Here is an 18,988-nt window from a genome sequence, read left to right on the forward strand (position 1 = left end):
TGCCGCCAGATCGTGACCGACGAGGTTTCAGGGATGCGAGCCGGTGATCGACCACGCCCCCGATCCCGAGGTGGCTTGCACGAAGAAGTTGTAATTGTCCCCCGCCTTGGCCGTGTACGTGATCGTTAGCGGACCACTACCGTCTTGCTCGGCTATGGACTGATTGGTGGTGGCATCATCCGCCACGAATCGCCAGTTGGTTCCGGCGGGAACGTTGAGCGTAGCCGTCACCGTTCCCGCGGCGCTCGTAAAATTGGACGTAAAGGTATAGTCGCCTTGGGCCGCCATATTGCCGGAGAAATTGATGTTGCCGCCGCCAGTAGTACCCGTGTTGCCGGTCAAGGTGGCGACTTGCGGGCTGTTGGACGCGTCATCGTTGACGGTAACGGTGCCATTGAACGCTCCGTTCGCCGTTGGGTGGAACGACACATAGATTACGCACTGCGCGCCGGGTGCAATTGCGCCCGTGCAATAGCTGACATCGGTATAGGCTGCGCCATCAAGCGCGACGCTGCTGATCGATACGGGGACGTTCCCGTTGTTGGTCAGCGTCAGCGATTGCCAATTGCTATATCCATTGACGGCTACGTTGCCGAAATCGATGCTGCTTGGGCTTAGCGCTGCAGAACCACCGGAACTGCCGCCGCCGACGACTACCGCCACGGGGTTTGACGGGATGCCGTTGGCTACGACATACAGCTTGCTGGCACCCGTCTCGATATTTGCAGGCACGTCGAAGTTTGTCGATACGGTGGCATTGCCCGTAGCCACACCCATGCTGCTATGGTCATGCGTACGGGCATAGAACACGTGGCCGGTAGCCGTGTTGACGATGCGTACCAGCGGATAGTTGCTCGCCATCTGCTGATCGTCGCCATAGGCGGCGCCTTCGGACAGGCCGTTGAACTGCGTACCGGAAATGGGATAGGTGCTGCCCGGCATCAATGAGGTGGCGACAGAGTTGACGGTGGGTTGCCACGCGGCTTGATAGGTACCGGTCGGGGTCCACACCTGCAGGTTTTGACTGAGGTCGGAGAACAGGATCTGGCCGTTCGGCAATTCCAGCATCGCGCCATACCAGGAGGAATCGCCGCTTGCAGTGGAAGGTGCCGGCACCACGCTCAGCGTGCTGCCGTTCCACTCAAGGAAGGTCGACGGTGTATTGTAGGCGCCGGGGCTGGCCATCATCAGCACGTTGCCATTGGTTTCCACTGCCGCCGGGCCATCGGCGATATCCAGGCCGTTGGGGAAGTCCGGGCCTGCTGTCCAGGTGCCAGTGGCTGTGTTGTAGATCGCCGTGTGGCCGGCGCCGCATGAGTTGGCGCCGGTGGCGAAGACGGTTCCGTCCGGTCGCAGCACCATCGGTCCGATTTCATAGCTGGCGGAGTTCGCACCGCCGCAGCTGGCGGCGGAATCCCACAGCTGCACGCCGGTGCTGCCGGCATCGCTCCACTGCCCGGTGTTCGGATCGTAGAGCTCCGATCCGGTGCCGGTGGGGTTGTACAGCGAGTAGGCATAGATTTCGACGTTCAGCACCTTGCCACTGGGCAGCAGGATCCAGTTTTCCTCGATGTTGTAATCGGGCTTGTTGGTGCCGGTAATGCTCCAGCTGAGATTGGCCTCGTTGAACAACGCAGCGTTGAACAGCCCTTGCTGCCCCATCATGAACGTGCCGTTGGCCAGGATCACGCCGGACGCATCGCCGATCTGGCTCCAGCCGGAGGGCGGCGAAACAGAGGTCCAGGTATTGGCCACCGGGTCGTAAATGGCGCCGAGGTTCGACTCCACGTCCTGCGCGTTGTTGTACTCGCCGCCCTCGACCAGCAGCTTGCCATCGGCCAGCACGCCGCCGGCGAAGTCGATCGGTGCATAGCCGGTAGGCATCGAGGCGAGCTGGCTCCAAGTGCCGTTGACGTAGCTGCCGTTGATGTCGGGCGTGAGCTTGTACCACTGCGCATCGGCGGCGGAATAAGTCCTGGCGTGCGCCAGCACGCTGCCATCGGTAGCCAACGCCATGTAGCCGATGTCGATCGGCGGCGCGTTATTCAGCGGCGTCCACGTTTGACCGACGGCCGCATTTGCCCAGAAGGCAAGCAACACAAGTCCGGGCAGGAGTCTGGATAGTCTCATGGGTGTTCCCTCGTGATTTGTGAGTATTGAGATGGAACGAGGAGGCGACACATCCATGCAGCACTGGAGGTAACAAGCGCCCCTCCATACCGGCCCGTGGCCCGCATGGTTTGCGATAAGCTGTCAGCTGGTCCCCGCTGGCGCCTTCGATGCTTTATCGGCAAGTGGACATGAGCAGTCCCTCCCAGGCCTGCAGCAGTCACTCGAAATCGCCAACCTCGCAAGCTAGTGCAAGGCAGGCGGCGACGTCTTGATCAATCGGGACGATTCGGCAGTGGATTCAGGCACAAATTCACGCGCTACATGCACGGCACGATGTTTTAAGCTAGCTACCGGATCACTCAATTCTTCGCCTGAATGCGGGAATGAAACGATGACGCTGCACATCATCAACTGCGCCGGCGAAGCGGTGGAGCCGTACCTGGAGGATCTTGCGCGACTGCGCAGCACGGTGTTCCACGATTATCCCTATCTGTATGAGGGCGGCACGGATTCCGAAGGCGACTATCTCGCCGCCTACGCGCGCTCGCCGCGCAGCATCTTCGTGCTGGCGCTGGATGACAATGAGGTCGTGGGCGCAGCCACCGGCATGCCATTGCTGGACGACCAGACCGCGTTCCAGCTGCCGTTCCGCAAAAAGGGGTTGGCGCTGGAGCAGATCTTCTACCTCGGCGAATCGGTGCTGCTGCACCCCTATCGAGGAAGAGGCATCGGCCATCGCTTTTTCGATGAACGCGAAGCACATGCGCGGCGCAATGGCTTCAAGCTCGCGGCATTCTGCGCGGTAGAGCGCGACGAGCATGATCCGCGCCGCCCGCCCGATTACCGCCCAAATGACGCGTTCTGGGCCAAGCGCGGCTATCGCCGCCAGCACGACCTGTTCTGCGAACTTTCCTGGCGGGAACTAGGGCAAGCCGAGCCTAGTCGTCATTTGCTGCGGTATTGGTTGCGCTCGCTGGAGCATTAGCGCGGAAAGAGCAAAGTTTGCCGTCTGCCGATAGCGCGTAGGCTGGGATGCTAATCCCAGCTTTCTTTCATGGCATCCCGATGCTGGGATTGTCATCCCAGCCTACTGGGCACTACCTTGCTTCCTGCAAGGCAAGATGCTGTCCGCCCTCCAGGCGCGCAACATCGAGCCGGCTGCACATCTCGGTGGTATCGATGCGGAATTTGAAATAGGCGACGACCTCTTCATGGCCGTCAAGGCGAAGCCATCCGCGTATGCCACGGCCATCGCTGTCAATATGCTCGATGGTGGTGAAGTACATCACGCCAACGTTGTCGCGCGCGAATTGGTGGAAGCTGCTGCGCTTGCCGTTGTCGAACAGTTTGGCCGAGGCGGTGAAGCAAGTCAGCCACGTCAGCTTATCGCCAGCCTGCAGGGCGGAGACCGCCTTGTGGACGGTTGGATGTAGGCCCACGTCCAAATCGATGTCCATACAACATGCGTCCCCGAAGACGACTCTCTGCCAAGGGAAGGCCAATCACGCGAATGCCCGAACCGCTTCCGAGGTCCAAACGGAGTCTTGCGGACGACGCCTAAGCTCGGTGACGAATACCTTTACCAGTGTCGTGTCGTAGTGACGTGATCGTTCGCTTGATCCTGATGGCATGGGTGAACGTGACGCGACAGGTTCATTTACGTGAACCGTCTGCTACTAGGGATTTTCATGGTTAATCTGCGTGTAAACCTTGTGACTGTATTCTCGACAGATCAACAACGTGATGACGCGGGGTGCACGAGTGACAGTCACGCATTTAACAAACGTGCTGCGTTTCGATGAATTCCTCAATCATGGTGGCCGCCACCTGTTTGAGATCACGATGGATGAAATGCCGGAGTTGCAAGGCATCCAGGGACTTCGGCAAGGCATCAAGCTGGCCTGCAGGGTGGCCACCGCGCCGGCCAGGAAGGGCAGTACCTGGTGTCGAATCGTGGAACAGCTGGCCGCACGCGATGGCAGCTGTGTGTACAAGCAGGTCGCAGCGAATACCTATCGCGTCGTCTGCACCATCCCGCAAAGATCCGAGATCATCGAAAGTCCCCGTGCTGCCTCGCCGTAGCGAGGGCTTACGGTTCAGCTCGTTCGTTTGCGAAACACGTGGTTTTCACAAGGGTTCGATAAGCCCATTGCCAGAGTACCCGGCAGGTTACGCACATAAGTTGCAGCGCCTTGCCTAAGTTCTATCTCCCCTACTCCAGGGACAATGCCCCTGACAGCATCCTGGTGCACGGCGACCAAGCCTTGCATTTTCCTTCCCGGAAGGCCGCGCTGACCTTCGTGATGGAGTATTTTCGCGACGAAAGGCTGCTAACGAACAACGCGATCATCAGCATCGAAGGGCAGGATGGCCTGTGGCGTTCATTTGACACGCGCCTGCTGCCGGCGAGGGAAGGCGGCTAAACTGTCGCAAAACTGACAAATTCCCTGTTATCCCGGCGCAGAGCCGGGATAACGGGATTCGGCTTACAACCTGGGTAGGGGCGCTCCATCACCCCCGAGCGCTTAGGCATGATCCTCGGGACGCTGGCCGTTGAACCAGCTCTGCCCAATCTCGCCGGCCGGTCCTTCGAGCTTTTCCGCCATGAACGCGTTCGCCAGCTGGGCCAGCGTGGAGAGCGCGTTGCCGCCATCCGAGCCCAGGGCGATCTTCGGCACGATGGCGATCTGGCCTTCGCGCAAGGCATCGGTAAACTGGCGGCCGAGATCGTTGACCAGCTGCATTCGGGCACCTTCGCCGGTGAGCGCATCGGCCTTGGCGCGGATTGCGTTGGCTTCGGCCTTGCCGACCGCCTCGGTGGCAGCAGCCTTGCCTTCGCCCACCGCGATCTGGCGCCTGCGTTCCGCCTCGGCGTTAATGTTGATCACTTCCGCCTCCTTGACAGCAGCGGCGATGGCGGCGTCGCCTTCGTTGGTCTTGATCTTCACGTTGATTTCCGACTTGGTCAGCTCGGTCTGGATCTGGTTCCTGGCCTGCGCCTCGCGCAGCGTACGTTCCTTGATGGCCGCCTGCTGTTGCTGGTCGTAGGTTTCCATCTGTTCCTTCGCCACCTGGCGATCGCGCAACTGGTTCAGGATAGTGTCGATGCGCTGGCCGGAGGTGGCTCCCGGCTCGCCATGGGGTGTACCGATCAGGACTTCCTGCAGCTCCAGGTTATAGGCGGCGAAGCGTTCCTTCATGTCGATGCTCGATTTCTCCTGGATCGCCGAACGCTCCTGCAGCAGTTCGATCAGCGTCTTGGTTTGTCCGGTGTTCTTGAAGTAAGCCGAAACCATCGGATCAAGCGTCTGGTCGACCAGACGCTTGATGTCGCCGAAGCGCTGAACCACTAGCGGGGCCTTGCGGTAGTCGATGTGCACCACCACCGACAGCGGCAGCAACGGCTCGAACGCATCCTTGGTGATCAGCGCGACCTCGGACAGGTTTTCGTCATATTTGTGCGCGTTGGTGACTTCCGTCGACCACTTCAGGATGAAGTTGGTGGTCGGCACCAGCAGCACCTTGCCGGCGTAAGTGTTGAACGCGTACTTGCCCGGCAACAACGGCTCCTTCCACACGCCACGGCAACCGTTGTCTACCAGTTCGCCGTGCGAATAGCCATCGCCCGAGCGGTCGGCGCCGGCCTTGCCGAAATACGAAACCACCACACCTACGCTGCCCACCGGCACCATCGTTTTGCGAATGAACTCGACCGTTGCGAACAAGCGGTTGAGGTAGTAAGTGCCTTCAACCAGCACCTGGTGCTGCCGGCCACGGCGGCCGCCCGCGCGCAGGAACGCATTGATGTTCTGAAAGTTGTTGTGGAAGGTGGCCTTGTTGAGCGGATCATCGCCCACGCGCGCCGCCACGATTTCATCCGGCGGCAAGACCGGGCCATCGTGCACAGTCACCACGCCGAGCACATCGCGGGGATCGCCCTCCGGCTGGTCAGGCTTCTCCATCGCAACGGTGGATGCCTGGCCACCGATCACCACCGGCTGGAAGCCGTTGCGATCGCGCAGCACCTTACCCATCTGGTCGATAGTGCCCTTTTCCTCGTCGGAAAGCAGCAAGCCGTGCACGCGGGCCGCCGTGATGATGGCGAACTGCGCTACGTTGATGGCGTGGGTACCCTCACGCAGGATCGCGCGTTGCGGGCCTTTCTGGCCGCCGGCCTTCAGGAACGCCGCAGCGTCTTCAACGCCTGCATCGACAATCCCGCCCAGGGTCTGGCCATCCACCAGCTCATGCCCATCGCGCGCAAAGATGTAGCCGAGTTCGCCTTGCGGAATGGTCACCAGGTCGACCTTGTGCACGCGATACTGGAACGGAAAGAAGTAATGCAAGCCACCACGCAGGACATACGGCTGGAAGCCCACTTCACTGTCCAGGGCAATCAGGCCGCGGCTGAGCGACGGCGCACCCCACAGCCGTTCCACGATACCGACACGGTCGTTGGGGATGTAGACGATGGCGTTGGAGACGTAAGTCAACGCCACCAGGACAACTACTGTTACTGCCAAAGCAATCAGCATGGTCATTGCTGCATATCCTTGATGAAAAGAAACCTGACACTTGGGTCAGGGCCGTTCTTAGGTCGCAAGAAGCCGCAACCCGGTGTAACGGGTTGTTGGTGATGGGTTTTGAGTGGCAGGTGACGCGTGCGGCTAGGGAGGTCGTCGTCGATCCGAACGCCATCCACCCGGCAACCGCCGAGCTGTCATGGGAAACGCGGGAAAGGCAGTGAACATGGCGATGACCACGAGCGAGCGAACGCTCTGCAGTCGTACCTGCTTCATGAAAGGAGTGGAGGATTTGCCCCTGTTGAACAGGACGCTAGGTGCTAGCGGTCTTTCGCGATGCGTCCGGTTGGGTGGGACACTGAAAGATGTGGTTCATGTCGGCCAGTCGGTTGACCTTGGATGGCGCGCATTCTACTCCCGATTTTCGGGAGTGGGGGTGACGTTATAACAGCTCAAATTCGCTGTCATATTTGGCCATCATGGCGAACCATGCCTTACCGGAAAATCGAAATACGTCCGCGGATAAGGCTCGTTCTTCAGCGTGAAATGCCACCACTCCGTTTCCAGCGGCACGAAGCCGGCATTCGTCATCAGCGTTTGCAATAACAGCCGATTGGCCTTTGCTTGCGGTGATATCGCCTGGTAGGACGGATGCGCAACCGGACTGAAGCAATCGAAGCCGGTGCCGAAATCCAGGCTGTTGTCCGGCGCCCGCTTTTCCTTCGGCGCGGCACAATCTTGCAACGGTGCGTCTGCCGCAACGCTGGAGACGACGCTGTCCACCGGAACAATGGTGAGGTCGATCGTGCTGCCACGGCTGTGGCCCGAATGCGCAGCGATATAGCCTTGCTCGAACAGGCGATCCTTGGGCACGCTGGGATAGAACTCCGCCTGCATGCGCAACTGCTTAGCATCGGCGGCCCAGCTGACGAAATCATCGACGGCGCTTTGCGGGCGGTAGCAGTCGTACGCCTTGAGCGTAAGCCCCATCGCGAGCAGTTCGTCCTCGACCTTCTTGAGGGCGGCAACCGCCGGTTCGGTGAGCAGGCATGCCGCCTGTTCATAGCCATGAATCCTGCGCCCGACGAAGTTGTGTGCGGAGTCGTATCGGATATCGAACTGCATGGACGGGATCGCCCTGCCCACATCCACGAAATCGCCCGGACGGCTCTTTTCGACGCGCAAAGCTTGGTCGGTGGCGATAGATGCCGCTGACGCGAGCCATGCCGCCATGCCGACCACAACGATCAAGTGTTTTGCCATCGTTTCATCCTGAGGAGCCTGGTTTCCCTAATTTATAACGCGGCGGAAACAGCGCGAGATAGCGGCGTGAACCGTGAAATTTACCCCCTCCCTACTGAAACTTGCGTAGGTTGGGATGACAATCCCAGCATCACGTGGGGCTCACATGGCAGTGCTGGGTTTGGCAACTTAAGCCTACGGGCCTCGCGGCAATTGAACCGAACCACCCTGGCGGGGTATGAACAGCCATAAGCACCAATATTTGGGGCACAGCCATGCGCCAGAAGCGGGCGAATCCGGCAGGGGAAGTGGGCGGCGTCCCGGCGGACGAGGAAGTCGCCTTGCTCAGCCGTGTGGCGGCTGAAGAGAAGGACGCCTTCGAGGCGCTGTATCGCCTGTACAACCCACGCCTGCAGCGCTTTGTACATGGCGTGACCAAGCAGCCGGCGCTGGTGGAAGAGATTCTGGACGACACCATGATGGTGGTGTGGCGCAAGGCCTATACCTTCAACCAAAGCTCGAAGGTATCCACCTGGATTCTCGCCATTGCCTATCGCCAGTCGCTGAAGGCGCTCAAGCGCCTGGGCCAACGGCAGGATGCCGAGTTCTGCGAGCGCGAGGATCTTGCCGTGCCCGGTCCCGACGACGCCCTGCAGCAGCAGGAGGTGCATGAGCATCTGGAGCATGCGCTCGACAAGCTGTCGCCCGAGCAGCGTGCGGTGATGGAACTGACCTATTACTTTGGTTACGCCTGCCGGGAAATCGCTGAAATCATGGGCTGTCCCGTCGATACAGTGAAAACCCGCATGTTCTACGCACGGCGCAAGCTGAGATCGTCACTGGCAGCGCAGCGGGAGGCCATATGAACGGTCATGTCATCAAGTTCGAAGGTTCGGTCCACGCGCAAGCCGACCGGCTGCTGCCGTGGTACGTGAACGGAACGCTTCAGGACGATGAGCGCCTGCAAGTCGAACGGCACCTGGTGGAGTGCGCAGCCTGCCAGCAGGAACTGGCATGGTTGCGCACGGTGCGGGAAGAATTCGCCACCCAAGCCGAGCAGGATGATGTATCGCCGAAGATGCGGCATCTGCATCGCCGCATGCAAAAGCGGCGCGGTGCATCATCCTTCGCTCTCGCCTGGCACCGGCGCGAAAGGCGATTGGCCTGGCTCGCGGCATTGCAGGCGGCCGTCATTCTCGCCTTGGCCGTAGTACTGCTCCATCAGCAGCACGTGCCCTACCACACCTTGAGCGCGCCCAGTGACAAGGGTGCCCTGCTGGTGGTGGTCTTCGATGCGCAAACCCACGAAGCGCAAATGCGCGAACTGGTGCGCGAAAGCGGTGCGCGCATCGTGGGTGGCCCTACGGCGGAAGGCGCTTACGTACTGCGCGTAGCCGATGCGCACGAAGCGGCCGCCCGCAAAATGCTGGCCAGCTCGCCACAGGTCACGCTGGTGGAAGATTTAAGCTCGGGTGGCAATCCATGATGCGCACCTGGCTGCTCGTTGCCGTCCTGAGCGCACTGGGCTTTTGCACTGCAGTGTGTGCGGAAACGCAACAGCCTTCGCAAGTGCTGGTCATGCTGCGCGCACCCGCGCCGCATTTGCGTGGCGCTGACGGTTATGCGGTGGGCTATACCGCTTCGCCTGGCGAAGCAGCGCGCAGGCACATCGCGCGTTCGCTTGCGCGGCAATACGGCCTGCAACTTGTCGACAGCTGGCCGATGCCGGCACTCGGGCTGGATTGTTTCGTCATGCGGCTTCCGTCCGGCATGTCGGCAAGCAACGTTGTGCAAGCGCTTTCGCACGACACGCGAGTGGAGTCGGCCGAATCTCGCCAAACGTTTCACACCCTGGCCAACGACGATCCGCTGTATTCGCTGCAACCGACCGCCAAACTTTGGCATCTCGTCCAATTGCATGCGATGGCGACCGGACGAAACGTAGTGATCGCCGAAGTGGACAGCGGCGTGGATACGACCAACCCGGATCTGGCCGGCCAGGTAGTTGAGCAACGCAATTTCGTGGATGACGGCGCGTATCGCGCCGAACTGCACGGCACCGAAGTGGCTGGCATCATCGTCGCCCGCGAAGGCAATGGTGTGGGTATCGTGGGTGTCGCGCCGCAAGCGCGCCTGCTCGCTTTGCGTGCTTGCTGGCAGCTTGCCGACGGTAGCGCGGCGTCGGCCTGTGACAGCTTCACCCTGGCCAAGGCGCTGCAATACGCCGTGGAAAAGCACGTACAGATCATCAACCTGAGCCTGGCCGGGCCAAATGACCGTCTGCTGCAACGTTTGCTGGACACAGCACTGGCACGGGGCACTACCGTAGTGAGCGCGGTGGACGACGGTGCTGCCGACGGCGGCTTTCCGGCCTCCTATCCCGGGGTGCTGGCGGTGGCTGGTGAACACAGCACGACCCATCCGGCCAACGCGTGGCTGGCGCCGGCCGAAGATATTCCCACCACCCAGCCCGGCGCGCGCTGGAACCTAGTGAACGGATCGTCATTTGCGGCAGCCGAAGTCAGTGGCCTGGCTGCGCTGCTGCGTGAAATGTCACCTGGCATTACGCTGGCGCAGCTGCATGACGCTTTGCTCGCAAGGACTGCGCTAGGCTTGGCCACAATGCGGCCGATGTCGATCGATGCATGCGCCGCCGTAGCGCGGGTGAGTCATCGGTGTACCTGCGACTGTGCCGTGGCGCATGCTTCCGTGGGAGTGCCGCGCCAATGAGTGGGCCTAGCGTTGCGAGTCGCCATGGCAGTCCTTCTCGCCTTGTTCGCGGTACAGGCCCGGGCGCAGATGACCGGCAGCGCGACCTTTGTTTCCGACTACCGCTTTCGCGGTGTATCGCTCAGCGATGACCGGCCGTCCGCACAGCTGTCGTTCGACTACGACTGGCCGGCCAGCGGCTGGTATGCGGGAGGCATGATGGCCAATGTAAGAGCCGATTCGCGCCACGCTGCCCAACTGCTCGGCTATGCCGGCTACGTGCATCGCTTGAATGCGGACATCAGCTGGGAAGGCGGCGTGCGCTATTCGCGTTTTACCGGCCACGAATCCTATGCCTACGCGGAAGCCTATACCGGCCTCACGTTCCGGCAGCTGGTCGGCCGCATCTACTACGCGCCGAGTTACTTCAATGGCGGCGTGGCGGTGTGGTACGCCGAAGTCAACGACAGCTTCGCTTTGTCCGGGCAGTGGTATGCGCTCGCGCATGCCGGTTGCCTGCGGCGAGCGGGCAACGTGACCGAGTACCAAGCCAGCCGCTTTCGTTCCGATTTCAAGGCCGGCATCGGGTTTGCCCCGCCGCCGTGGAATTTCCAGTTGAGCTGGACCACGACGCGCGGCGCGCCCGATGCCGCATTCGACTACCCATCCGCTGCGAACGCGAACCGCAACGCCTGGGTTCTGAGCATCTCGTACGCGTGGTGATGCTATGGGCGTGGGCATCGGGCTGATCTGAATGGCAGGCGCTTCGGCGCACGTACTTCCCATGCCCTGCATGGGAAGCAGGGGGATTCGCGTCTTCGGGCGCATCGTTCATCCCTTAGGAGGGAGTTGACATGAGACGTACTCTGTTCAAAAAGAAGCTGCTTCATTCCATCGTCGCGAGCTTGGTCGTCGCGGGGGTCGCGGTCGGCCTGCTGTACCCGAAGGCCGCGGCTGCGCAGAGCGACACTGGCCACATTCTGATCGCCGATCAGTTCAACAATCGCGTAATCGAAGTCGACCGCGCGACGCACCAGATCGTGTGGCATTTCGGCAACGGTTCGGATCTGCCTGGCCCGCATAGCGTGGTCGGCACCAACGATGCGGAACGCTTTGGTTCGCTTACGCTGATTTCCGGTACCGGCACCCCGCCGGGTCTGCCGGGATGCGGCGACCAGATGAACGGCTGCCCGGACAACCGTGTGTTCATTGTGGATCATGACGGCAATATCATCTGGCAGTACGGCCAGGCCGGTGTCGGGGGATCGGGTCCGAATCAATTGAACACGCCGGTGCAGGCGCTGTTCCTGATCAACTTCCCCGGGCACCCCGGACCGCACGTGCTGATCACGGACCAGGTCAACGAGCGCATCATCCTGGTCAACCTGCATCACCAGATCGTATGGCAGTACGGCACCACCGGCATGAGCGGCATGGGCTCGAATCAGCTCAACAACCCGAACAGCGCCGAAGCGCTGGAAAACGGCCACATCCTAATCGCCGATGAAAACAACAATCGCGTGATCGAGATCCGCCCCAATGGGCAACTGGTCAAGCAATTCACCGCTGGTGGAACGGTCAGCGGCGCGGCATTCGCCAGTCGTCTTCCGAACGGCGATACCTTGATCACCGACTCGAACAACAATCGCGCCATCGAGGTAAACGGCAACGATCATATTGTGTGGAAGTACGTCACCAATACCCAGCCGAACAGCAATCCAGCTCCGCTGCCGACGCGCGCGATACGCCTGCACAATGGCGATACGCTGATCAGCGACCAGTTCAACGATCGCGTGATCGAGGTTACGCCGGCCGGCAAGATCGTGTTCCACCAGGGCGATACCAACATCGCGGGCGATGGCTTCAACGACCTCAACGGCCCGTATGACGCCAAGCAGATCGGCGACTTCACCGGCTTGACGCCGCCGTTCGATTTCGACCAGGAGTGAATCGTTCATGTTTGCGGCGAACCGCCCCTCCCCTGTACCGCCAGGGGGGGGCGGCTCCGCGCATTCCCGAAAACTGCGAAACCGTTCGCAACTGCAGCAAAGCCCGGGACGGAGGCCGTTCAGGTGATCCGGCTAGTCTTTCTCCTGCGGCACTAAGGCCGAGTCACCTACACGGGCAACCCGTATGAAACGACATCTTTTTGTATTGGCCCTGCTGTCCGGACTACCCATGGTGATGACTACGACTGCCGCTTTTGCGCAGGACTATCACGACCACGACCATGGCTGGGACCGGCATGACGATGATCGTGGGCAGGATCGCGACCATCGTGACCACGATCATGGCTGGCACGACGACGATCATCATGATCATGGCCGCCACGAGGGCTGGGACAAGCATTATCGCCGTGGCGAATATCTGCCGGAGCGTTATCGCGTACGGGAGTACTACGTGGAGGATTACGGCCGCTACCACTTGTACGCGCCGCCGCCCGGCTATGTATGGATACAAGGCGATGATGGGCAGTATGTACTCGTTGCGATAGCGACGGGCTTGATCGTGAACGAGTTGCTGGGGCATTGAGCTCGCGGCACGCTTGACGCAAGCGCCCCTCTCCCAAAGAGAGGGGCGCTTAACTTCGTATCAGGGCTGCGGCACCGGCACTAGCACCGGTTCTTCCTTCACCGCCGCAGCCACACGCTCGCTATCGAGCCATTGCAACCACTCGCTCAACACGACCAGCGTCCAGATCGCGCGCGCATGATCGCTGGCGCGCGCCTGGTGTTCGGCAAACAAGGCTTGTGCGGCTTGGGTATCGATGCCCACCGCGGCAAGACCGGCGCTGGCAAGATGCGCCTGTGCCCAATCGCGCAAAGGTCCACGCAACCACGCGGCAAGCGGTACCGATAATCCGCGCTTGCGGCGCGTCACCACTTCCTTGGGCAGGTAATCCAGCGCATAACGCTTGAGGAACACCTTGGTGGTAAGACCGCGCACGCGCGCTTCCAGCGGCAAGCCGGCCGCGAATTCGATCACGCTCTGGTCCAGGAAGGGCGCGCGGATTTCCACGCCATGCAGCATCGCGCCACGATCGGCTTTCGCCATCAGCGCATCCGGCAGCGAGTGGCCGAAGTCGTAGCGTTGGATGGTATCGATCAGGCGCGAGGCATCGTGCCGGGTGTCATCGACGGGTGGGGCGATGCCGAGCTTCCGCTGCCATATCGGCGGAATGCTCGCCGTCCACAACAGGTGCCGCGCCAGGCCGTCCAGTTCCTGTCCGCGAATGAAACGCTTCAACAGGAACGAGAGCGTGACCTTCTTGTCGCTGGTGGGCAGCGCTTCAATCGCCCGCCGCGCAAGTGCTTTCACCGGCGGCGGCAGGTTGGCGTAAAGACTCGCCCAACGCGCACCCAGATAGGTGGGGTAGCCGCCGAACAATTCGTCCGCGCCCTCGCCCGCCAGCAACAGGCGCACGTCTTGCGAAGCGCGCTTGGTCACCAGCGAAAGCGGAATCCACGCCGGATCGGCGAGCGGTTCGCCGTTGGCGCGGATCAATTCGCGCAACGTGCTCGGTACGTCTTGCGCGGATACGTTCACCTCGACAAAGTCGCAGCCCAGCTGACGGGCAAGCTGAGCCGCGTGCTGTCCTTCGTCAAAAGATGCTTCGGAGAAACGGATGCAATAAGCGGAGAGTTTCTTTTCCGGCCGTATGCTGCGCGCCACCGCCGTCATCAGCGCGGAATCGATGCCGCCGCTGAGCAGCACGCCATAATCCACGTCGATATCGCTTTGCCGCCGCACGGCTTCGCGGAAGATCGGATCGAACGTGTGCAGCGACGGCACGCTGGCGGCTTTTTCCGCCGGCATATCCCAGTAACGCTGATGGCGGATACCCGCCGGCTCGATCACCACCATCTCGCCCGGGCACAGCTTGTGGATGTGCTTGAGCGGGCTGCTCGGCGCGGGGCAGTAGCCGGAGCGCAGATAGTGGGCAAGGCCGGCGGCATCGACTTCGATGTCAGGCTTGCACGCTTTCACCAATGCAGCCAGCTCCGAAGCGAAATACACGGTCTGGCCGATCACGGCATAGTACAGATGACGCTCACCGGCGCGATCGCGTGCCAGGATCAGCCGCTGATGGCGGCTGTCCCACAACGCTAGTGCGAACACGCCCTGTACGTGTTCGAGGAAGGACAACCCGTGTTCCAGATACAGCGGCGCCAGCACGGCAACGTCGGTGCTGTGCGTGATGGCGTGCCCGGCCTCGGCGAGCGAACGGCGCAGCTCGCGGTGATTGTCGATTTCGCCGTTGCAGGCCACCACCACGCCGGCTTCATATTCCAGCAGCGGCGGCTGGTGCTGATCCACGCCGCGGATCGCCAGGCGATTGGTGGCCATGGCAAGGTTGGGCCGCGAAACGAAGGCATCGCCATGCGGCCCGCGATGGGCCAGGGCGTCCAGCATCATGCTCGCTTGCTGTTCCAGGTGCGGCTGCGGGTGTCCTGCATCCCGACTCAAGATTCCGCAAATTCCACACATGTAGGGGCTCTGATCGATTCCGGGGGGCGTGGCAGCCCAACGGAGCATTGTAAAGGAAGGGGGTGGAGGCAGGGCTCGACAGGGTGTGAAGCCGGCTAAAACTCCACCCGTTTCAAGGCGTTCCCTCGCCACGTGCCCACGTCGGTCACGTGTCCGGGACAGCGCTGCAGGGCTGGCTTGATCGCCTCCGGCCCAAGCGCGGGATCGATCACCACCAGCGCCCGGCCCTCGTTGTGCAAGGCATGACACAGCGCTTCGGCGCCCTGCGGGGCCAGCCAGGGAATGCCATACACCGTCTTGCCCAGATACATACGCAAGCCCCAGGGAGTGGCCTCCTCAATGGTGTAGTCCGCGTCGGTGTTCTCGACGAAGATCAGCGCCTGGTATTGCTCTGGGGAGGTGGCCGCGCGCAATTCGGCGGCCATCTGGCGGTTGTCGTACTTGGGGTGCCAGCCATACGCGACCCCGGCCTTTACTCCCAGCAGCACCACGACCCATAGCGCCAACAACACCTGCTGCCGGGTCTGGTGAAGGTCGACGCGATCGCGCAGTTCCAACGCGATCAACAAGGACAGCGGCAGGAACAGCGGCAGCATGTATAGCGGCAGGCGCGACTGCACCAGGCAGAACAGCACGAACGGCAGCAGGAACCACAGCACCAGCAATAACTCGACACTGGGGCTGGCTTTGGCGCCCCAGCGCTCGGCGGACACCCAGCGGCGGATCAAGCGGCCGGTCGCTGGCCACCACGGCAGCAGCCCGAGGCCGAGCACGGGCAGATAGATCTTGATCCAGCCGAACCATCCCGCATTGCGCTTGTGCGCGGCGGTGAACACGCGGTTGTACACTTCCTGGTGCAGGAAGTAGTGCAGCAACCCGGCGTAGCGCAGCACCACGACCGCATACCAGGACAAGCCAACCGCCAGGAACAGCACGATGCCGCTCAGCGGGAAAAACCGCCGCAGTCCGGGCCAGCCATCGCGGCGCACGATGAACGGGATCACCGCCAGCAGCGGGATCAGACCGGGTGGCCCCTTGGTAAGAAAGGCCAGTCCCCAACCCAGCCACATCAGCAGCACATAGCGCTGGCGGCCACGTTCGTTTTCATCGAAGGCCGCGCGCAGAAAGCCCAACATGGCCAGCGCTTCGCACAGCGTGAGGAAGGCATCGGTACTGACGATGTTGCCGGCCATGAACGGCGCCGCCGCACAGCCGTAGACCAGTCCCGGCAGCCAGGGCTTTTCCGGGACCATGCGGCGGCCGGCCACGTACAGCAGCAGCAGGGTCAGCACGAAGGCCAGCGCATACGGCACGCGCACCGCCCAGCTGTTGCGGCCGAACAGCTTGATCGACGCGGCGATCACCCAGTAGGTGGTCGGCGGCTTGGAGAAGTTGACCTCGTCCGGGCTGTAGGCCGGCGCCAAGTAGTTGCCGGTATCGAGCATCTGCAGCGCGGCTACGGTGTAGCGCCCTTCGTCCGGGCTCCACAGGCCACGCGTGCCCTGGAACGCAAAGCCGAGCAGCAGCCCGAAACAGATCAGGGCGATGAGCGGCCAGCGCGAGGTGTGCGTGGCGTTGGGCCGCAGGCGATGTTCCTGGGTGCGGTCGTTCGGCATGGGAGGGTCCGGATAAAGCGCCGCTTGCCGTGGAGGTACCGGCAGACGGAGGTGGTGGTCTGGGGTTCTGCGCGCTGGGCGCAAGGGTCACTGAGGAGATTGTAAGCGACGGGAGGGCCGGACTCCCTCACCCTCGCGTAGGCTGGGATGACAATCCCAGCATCAGGAAGCTACGCGAAAGCTGGGATTGTCATCCCAGCCTACCGTCCCACCAACCGCATCGGGGCTGGAACCACGCCCCCCGGCTGCGGCGCGGGCGCACCGAACAAATCCGGGAAGGCCGCCGCCACCCGCCTCGCGGCCTCGGGTGCCGACAGGTCATGGGTGAGCAGCGAGCCGCTACGCGTACCGTACGGTCCGTACACCTTCGCGTCAGTCACGCAAAACAGGCCCATCGTCGGCACCTGTGAGGCCACCGCCAGATGCATCACGCCGCAGTCGGCGCTGATCACCAGATCCATCGCCGCCATCACCGCGCCCATGCGGCGGATGCTGCTGGAGTAATAGCTGGGCCAGCGCGAGCCGAGCATCGAGCGGCCGTGCATGGGGACAATTTCCACGATCGCGCAGCGCGGCGAAGATTCGCGCAGGGTCGCCAGAAATTCGCTCCACCATGGGGCCGGGTAGCATTTGTCGCCGGTGGCGTCGGCGAAGATGCCGACGGTGCAGCGCGCCTTTCCTTGTGGCTGCTCCGCCAACAGTTCACGCACCACGGTCTTGCCGCAGGTGCGCTCATCCTCGCTGAGACGGATATCCATGGCGGGAAAGCCCGGGCTTGCGTCCGGCGCCGGCGACGCATGCCAGCGCGCCAACGCGACCGGCCGCTGCGCCATGTGATGCGGGGCCATGCTCTCCGGTACGACGTGTGTGAGCGTCGTCGATGACTGCTGGGCGTCAAAACCAAGCTTGTAGCGTGCGCGGAAAACGCGCGCCAGGGTGCGGCTGAAACCGGAGCGCAGGCACGGATCGATGATCAGGTCGTAGCGGGTCCGGCGAATGCGGAAGATCAGCGAAAGGAAGCTCAACGGGTGCTTGAAGCCGCGGCGCGGCAGGCAATAGATGTGCTTGACACTGAAGTACGTGGCGAACACGTCGGCGGCCAGCGGGCCTTCCGCCACGACGTCGATTTCCGCCCCCTTGTACAGGCGCTCCAGCTCCGCGATCAGCGGCGTCATCAGCAGCATGTTGCCCAGCCGATGATTAGGCCGGCACACCAGGATGCGATGTATCCCCTCGCGAGGAAGGCTTTCGCCGCAAGGATCGGCAGTGAACGCGCCCAATGGGATACCTCCAGGCGTGGCTAGTGGGGGTTTCAAAGTCCGCCGCGGCCATCCCTGGTGGTGGAATTAAAGAGTGTGGAAGCACAAACTTAGGTGATACTTATGCGTACGTTATAATTCTGTGATTCATTCACGAACGCAGACATTCCGTCACTTTTGCCGACTGTGAGTGCCCGTTCCGCTTGACTTGGCTGCGCCGCGCTCACTGCTATATTCGCCGCACACCCTGGTGCTGCCGGCGACCTCGAACGCAAAGCACGCCGCCAGCTTATTGAAAGGCAGGCCGCGGAACCGGAGGCATACAGCCCCGGCGAGCCTGCCCTGCATGCATCGAAGGGAGCGGCTCTGAACATACTTGTCGTTGAAGATTCGATGCGCTTGCGCGAGTCACTCGGGCGGGGCCTGACCGCGTCCGGGTTTACCGTGGACAGTGTGGCCAACGGCATCCTGGCCTGCCAGCACCTGGATACCTACGACTACGAACTGATCGTGCTGGACCTGGGGCTGCCCGGCATGGATGGGCTTGGCGTGCTGCGCCATATCCAGGCCCGCAGCTCACGCCCTCGTGTGCTGGTGCTGTCGGCGCGCGACCAGCTTTCCGATCGCATCGATGCGCTCAATCGCGGGGCAGACGATTACCTGGTCAAGCCGTTTTCCTTCGACGAACTGGTGGCGCGGCTGCATGCACTGGCGCGCCGGTCCAAGGACGCCCAGACGCCGCAGTTGGCCATCGGCACGCTCAGCCTGGACCCGGTCACGCGCACCGTGCACGTACAAGACGAGCCGGTGACGCTTACGCCGCGCGAATTTTCCCTGCTCGAATTGCTGATGCGCCATCGCGGCCGGGCGTTTTCGCGCAGCGAAATACTCGAACGCCTGGCCGGCTGCGAATCCACTGCCTCGGACCGCAGCGTGGAAGTGCTGGTATTCGGTCTGCGGCGCAAGCTGGAGCATGCTGGCATTGGCGAACTGATCCACACCCGCCGCGGCTTCGGCTATCTGATCCCCAAAGGCTGAG

At 62.0% G+C, this 18,988-nt stretch carries 17 protein-coding genes; 10 read left to right on the forward strand and 7 right to left on the reverse strand.

The genetic code is table 11. The features are described from left to right. Positions 1–27: 27 nt before the first annotated feature. Entirely contained in the window at positions 28–2,130 is a 2,103-nt protein-coding gene (locus QQJ96_RS09640; RefSeq protein WP_284331779.1) for a choice-of-anchor D domain-containing protein, read from the reverse strand. A gap of 373 nt (positions 2,131–2,503) precedes the next feature. On the opposite strand from QQJ96_RS09640, the gene QQJ96_RS09645 reads away from it, so the two are divergent. After that, positions 2,504–3,097 carry a GNAT family N-acetyltransferase gene (locus tag QQJ96_RS09645; protein WP_284331780.1) on the forward strand — a complete coding sequence of 198 codons (594 nt, stop codon included), beginning with the start codon at positions 2,504–2,506 and terminating at the stop codon, positions 3,095–3,097. 112 nt (positions 3,098–3,209) lie between these two features. On the opposite strand, the gene QQJ96_RS09650 is transcribed toward QQJ96_RS09645, so the two are convergent. Further along, positions 3,210–3,569: a hypothetical protein gene (locus QQJ96_RS09650; RefSeq protein WP_284331781.1), complete on the reverse strand. Its 360-nt coding sequence runs from the start codon at positions 3,567–3,569 to the stop codon at positions 3,210–3,212. A gap of 328 nt (positions 3,570–3,897) precedes the next feature. Here QQJ96_RS09650 and QQJ96_RS09655 point away from each other — a divergent pair, with 328 nt between their 5' ends. Next, a complete protein-coding gene (locus tag QQJ96_RS09655; protein ID WP_284331782.1) occupies positions 3,898–4,194 on the forward strand; it encodes a hypothetical protein in 297 nt (98 codons plus the stop codon). Positions 4,195–4,304: 110 nt separating this feature from the next. Continuing rightward, a complete protein-coding gene (locus tag QQJ96_RS09660; protein WP_284331783.1) occupies positions 4,305–4,535 on the forward strand; it encodes a hypothetical protein in 231 nt (76 codons plus the stop codon). A 102-nt stretch (positions 4,536–4,637) separates the two neighbouring features. Here the strand turns inward: QQJ96_RS09660 and QQJ96_RS09665 are convergent, their stop codons facing one another. Beyond that, positions 4,638–6,653 (reverse strand): SPFH domain-containing protein, encoded by a 2,016-nt coding sequence (locus QQJ96_RS09665; protein WP_284331784.1) that lies wholly within the window; start codon positions 6,651–6,653, stop codon positions 4,638–4,640. Between the two features lie 459 nt (positions 6,654–7,112). Next, the gene (locus QQJ96_RS09670) at positions 7,113–7,898 is read right to left on the reverse strand and encodes a M15 family metallopeptidase (RefSeq protein WP_284331785.1); all 786 of its coding nucleotides are present in this window, start codon (positions 7,896–7,898) and stop codon (positions 7,113–7,115) included. A 254-nt stretch (positions 7,899–8,152) separates the two neighbouring features. Here QQJ96_RS09670 and QQJ96_RS09675 point away from each other — a divergent pair, with 254 nt between their 5' ends. The 6 genes from QQJ96_RS09675 (at position 8,153) to QQJ96_RS09700 (ending at position 13,118) form a co-directional block, all read left to right on the forward strand. Continuing rightward, positions 8,153–8,743, forward strand: a complete 591-nt coding sequence (locus QQJ96_RS09675) for an RNA polymerase sigma factor (protein WP_284331786.1) — start codon at positions 8,153–8,155, stop codon at positions 8,741–8,743. Beyond that, positions 8,740–9,363, forward strand: a complete 624-nt coding sequence (locus tag QQJ96_RS09680) for a zf-HC2 domain-containing protein (protein ID WP_284331787.1) — start codon at positions 8,740–8,742, stop codon at positions 9,361–9,363. Before QQJ96_RS09675 ends, QQJ96_RS09680 begins: the two co-directional genes overlap by 4 nt. Continuing rightward, complete coding sequence (locus QQJ96_RS09685) at positions 9,360–10,607, forward strand: S8 family peptidase (RefSeq protein ID WP_284331788.1); 1,248 nt, start codon at positions 9,360–9,362, stop codon at positions 10,605–10,607. Before QQJ96_RS09680 ends, QQJ96_RS09685 begins: the two co-directional genes overlap by 4 nt. 24 nt (positions 10,608–10,631) lie before the next feature. Next, positions 10,632–11,309 carry a TorF family putative porin gene (locus QQJ96_RS09690; protein ID WP_284331789.1) on the forward strand — a complete coding sequence of 226 codons (678 nt, stop codon included), beginning with the start codon at positions 10,632–10,634 and terminating at the stop codon, positions 11,307–11,309. Positions 11,310–11,440: 131 nt separating this feature from the next. Then, positions 11,441–12,535: an NHL repeat-containing protein gene (locus QQJ96_RS09695; protein WP_284331790.1), complete on the forward strand. Its 1,095-nt coding sequence runs from the start codon at positions 11,441–11,443 to the stop codon at positions 12,533–12,535. A 184-nt stretch (positions 12,536–12,719) separates the two neighbouring features. After that, on the forward strand, positions 12,720–13,118 hold the full coding sequence (locus QQJ96_RS09700) for an RcnB family protein (protein WP_284331791.1): 399 nt from the start codon (positions 12,720–12,722) through the stop codon (positions 13,116–13,118). A 60-nt stretch (positions 13,119–13,178) separates the two neighbouring features. Here the strand turns inward: QQJ96_RS09700 and asnB are convergent, their stop codons facing one another. From asnB to QQJ96_RS09715, 3 genes are all read right to left on the reverse strand, one after another. After that, the gene (asnB, locus tag QQJ96_RS09705; protein WP_345782704.1) at positions 13,179–15,122 is read right to left on the reverse strand and encodes an asparagine synthase (glutamine-hydrolyzing); all 1,944 of its coding nucleotides are present in this window, start codon (positions 15,120–15,122) and stop codon (positions 13,179–13,181) included. A gap of 47 nt (positions 15,123–15,169) precedes the next feature. Next, positions 15,170–16,690 carry an ArnT family glycosyltransferase gene (locus QQJ96_RS09710; protein ID WP_284331793.1) on the reverse strand — a complete coding sequence of 507 codons (1,521 nt, stop codon included), beginning with the start codon at positions 16,688–16,690 and terminating at the stop codon, positions 15,170–15,172. 200 nt (positions 16,691–16,890) lie between these two features. Next, on the reverse strand, positions 16,891–17,970 hold the full coding sequence (locus tag QQJ96_RS09715; protein WP_284331794.1) for a glycosyltransferase family 9 protein: 1,080 nt from the start codon (positions 17,968–17,970) through the stop codon (positions 16,891–16,893). A gap of 351 nt (positions 17,971–18,321) precedes the next feature. Between QQJ96_RS09715 and QQJ96_RS09720 the strand changes: the two genes are divergently transcribed. Further along, entirely contained in the window at positions 18,322–18,987 is a 666-nt protein-coding gene (locus QQJ96_RS09720; RefSeq protein ID WP_284331913.1) for a response regulator transcription factor, read from the forward strand. Position 18,988 lies beyond the last annotated feature (1 nt).

Source organism: Dyella flagellata, from assembly GCF_030160275.1.
Classification (GTDB): Bacteria; Pseudomonadota; Gammaproteobacteria; order Xanthomonadales; family Rhodanobacteraceae; genus Dyella_B; species Dyella_B flagellata.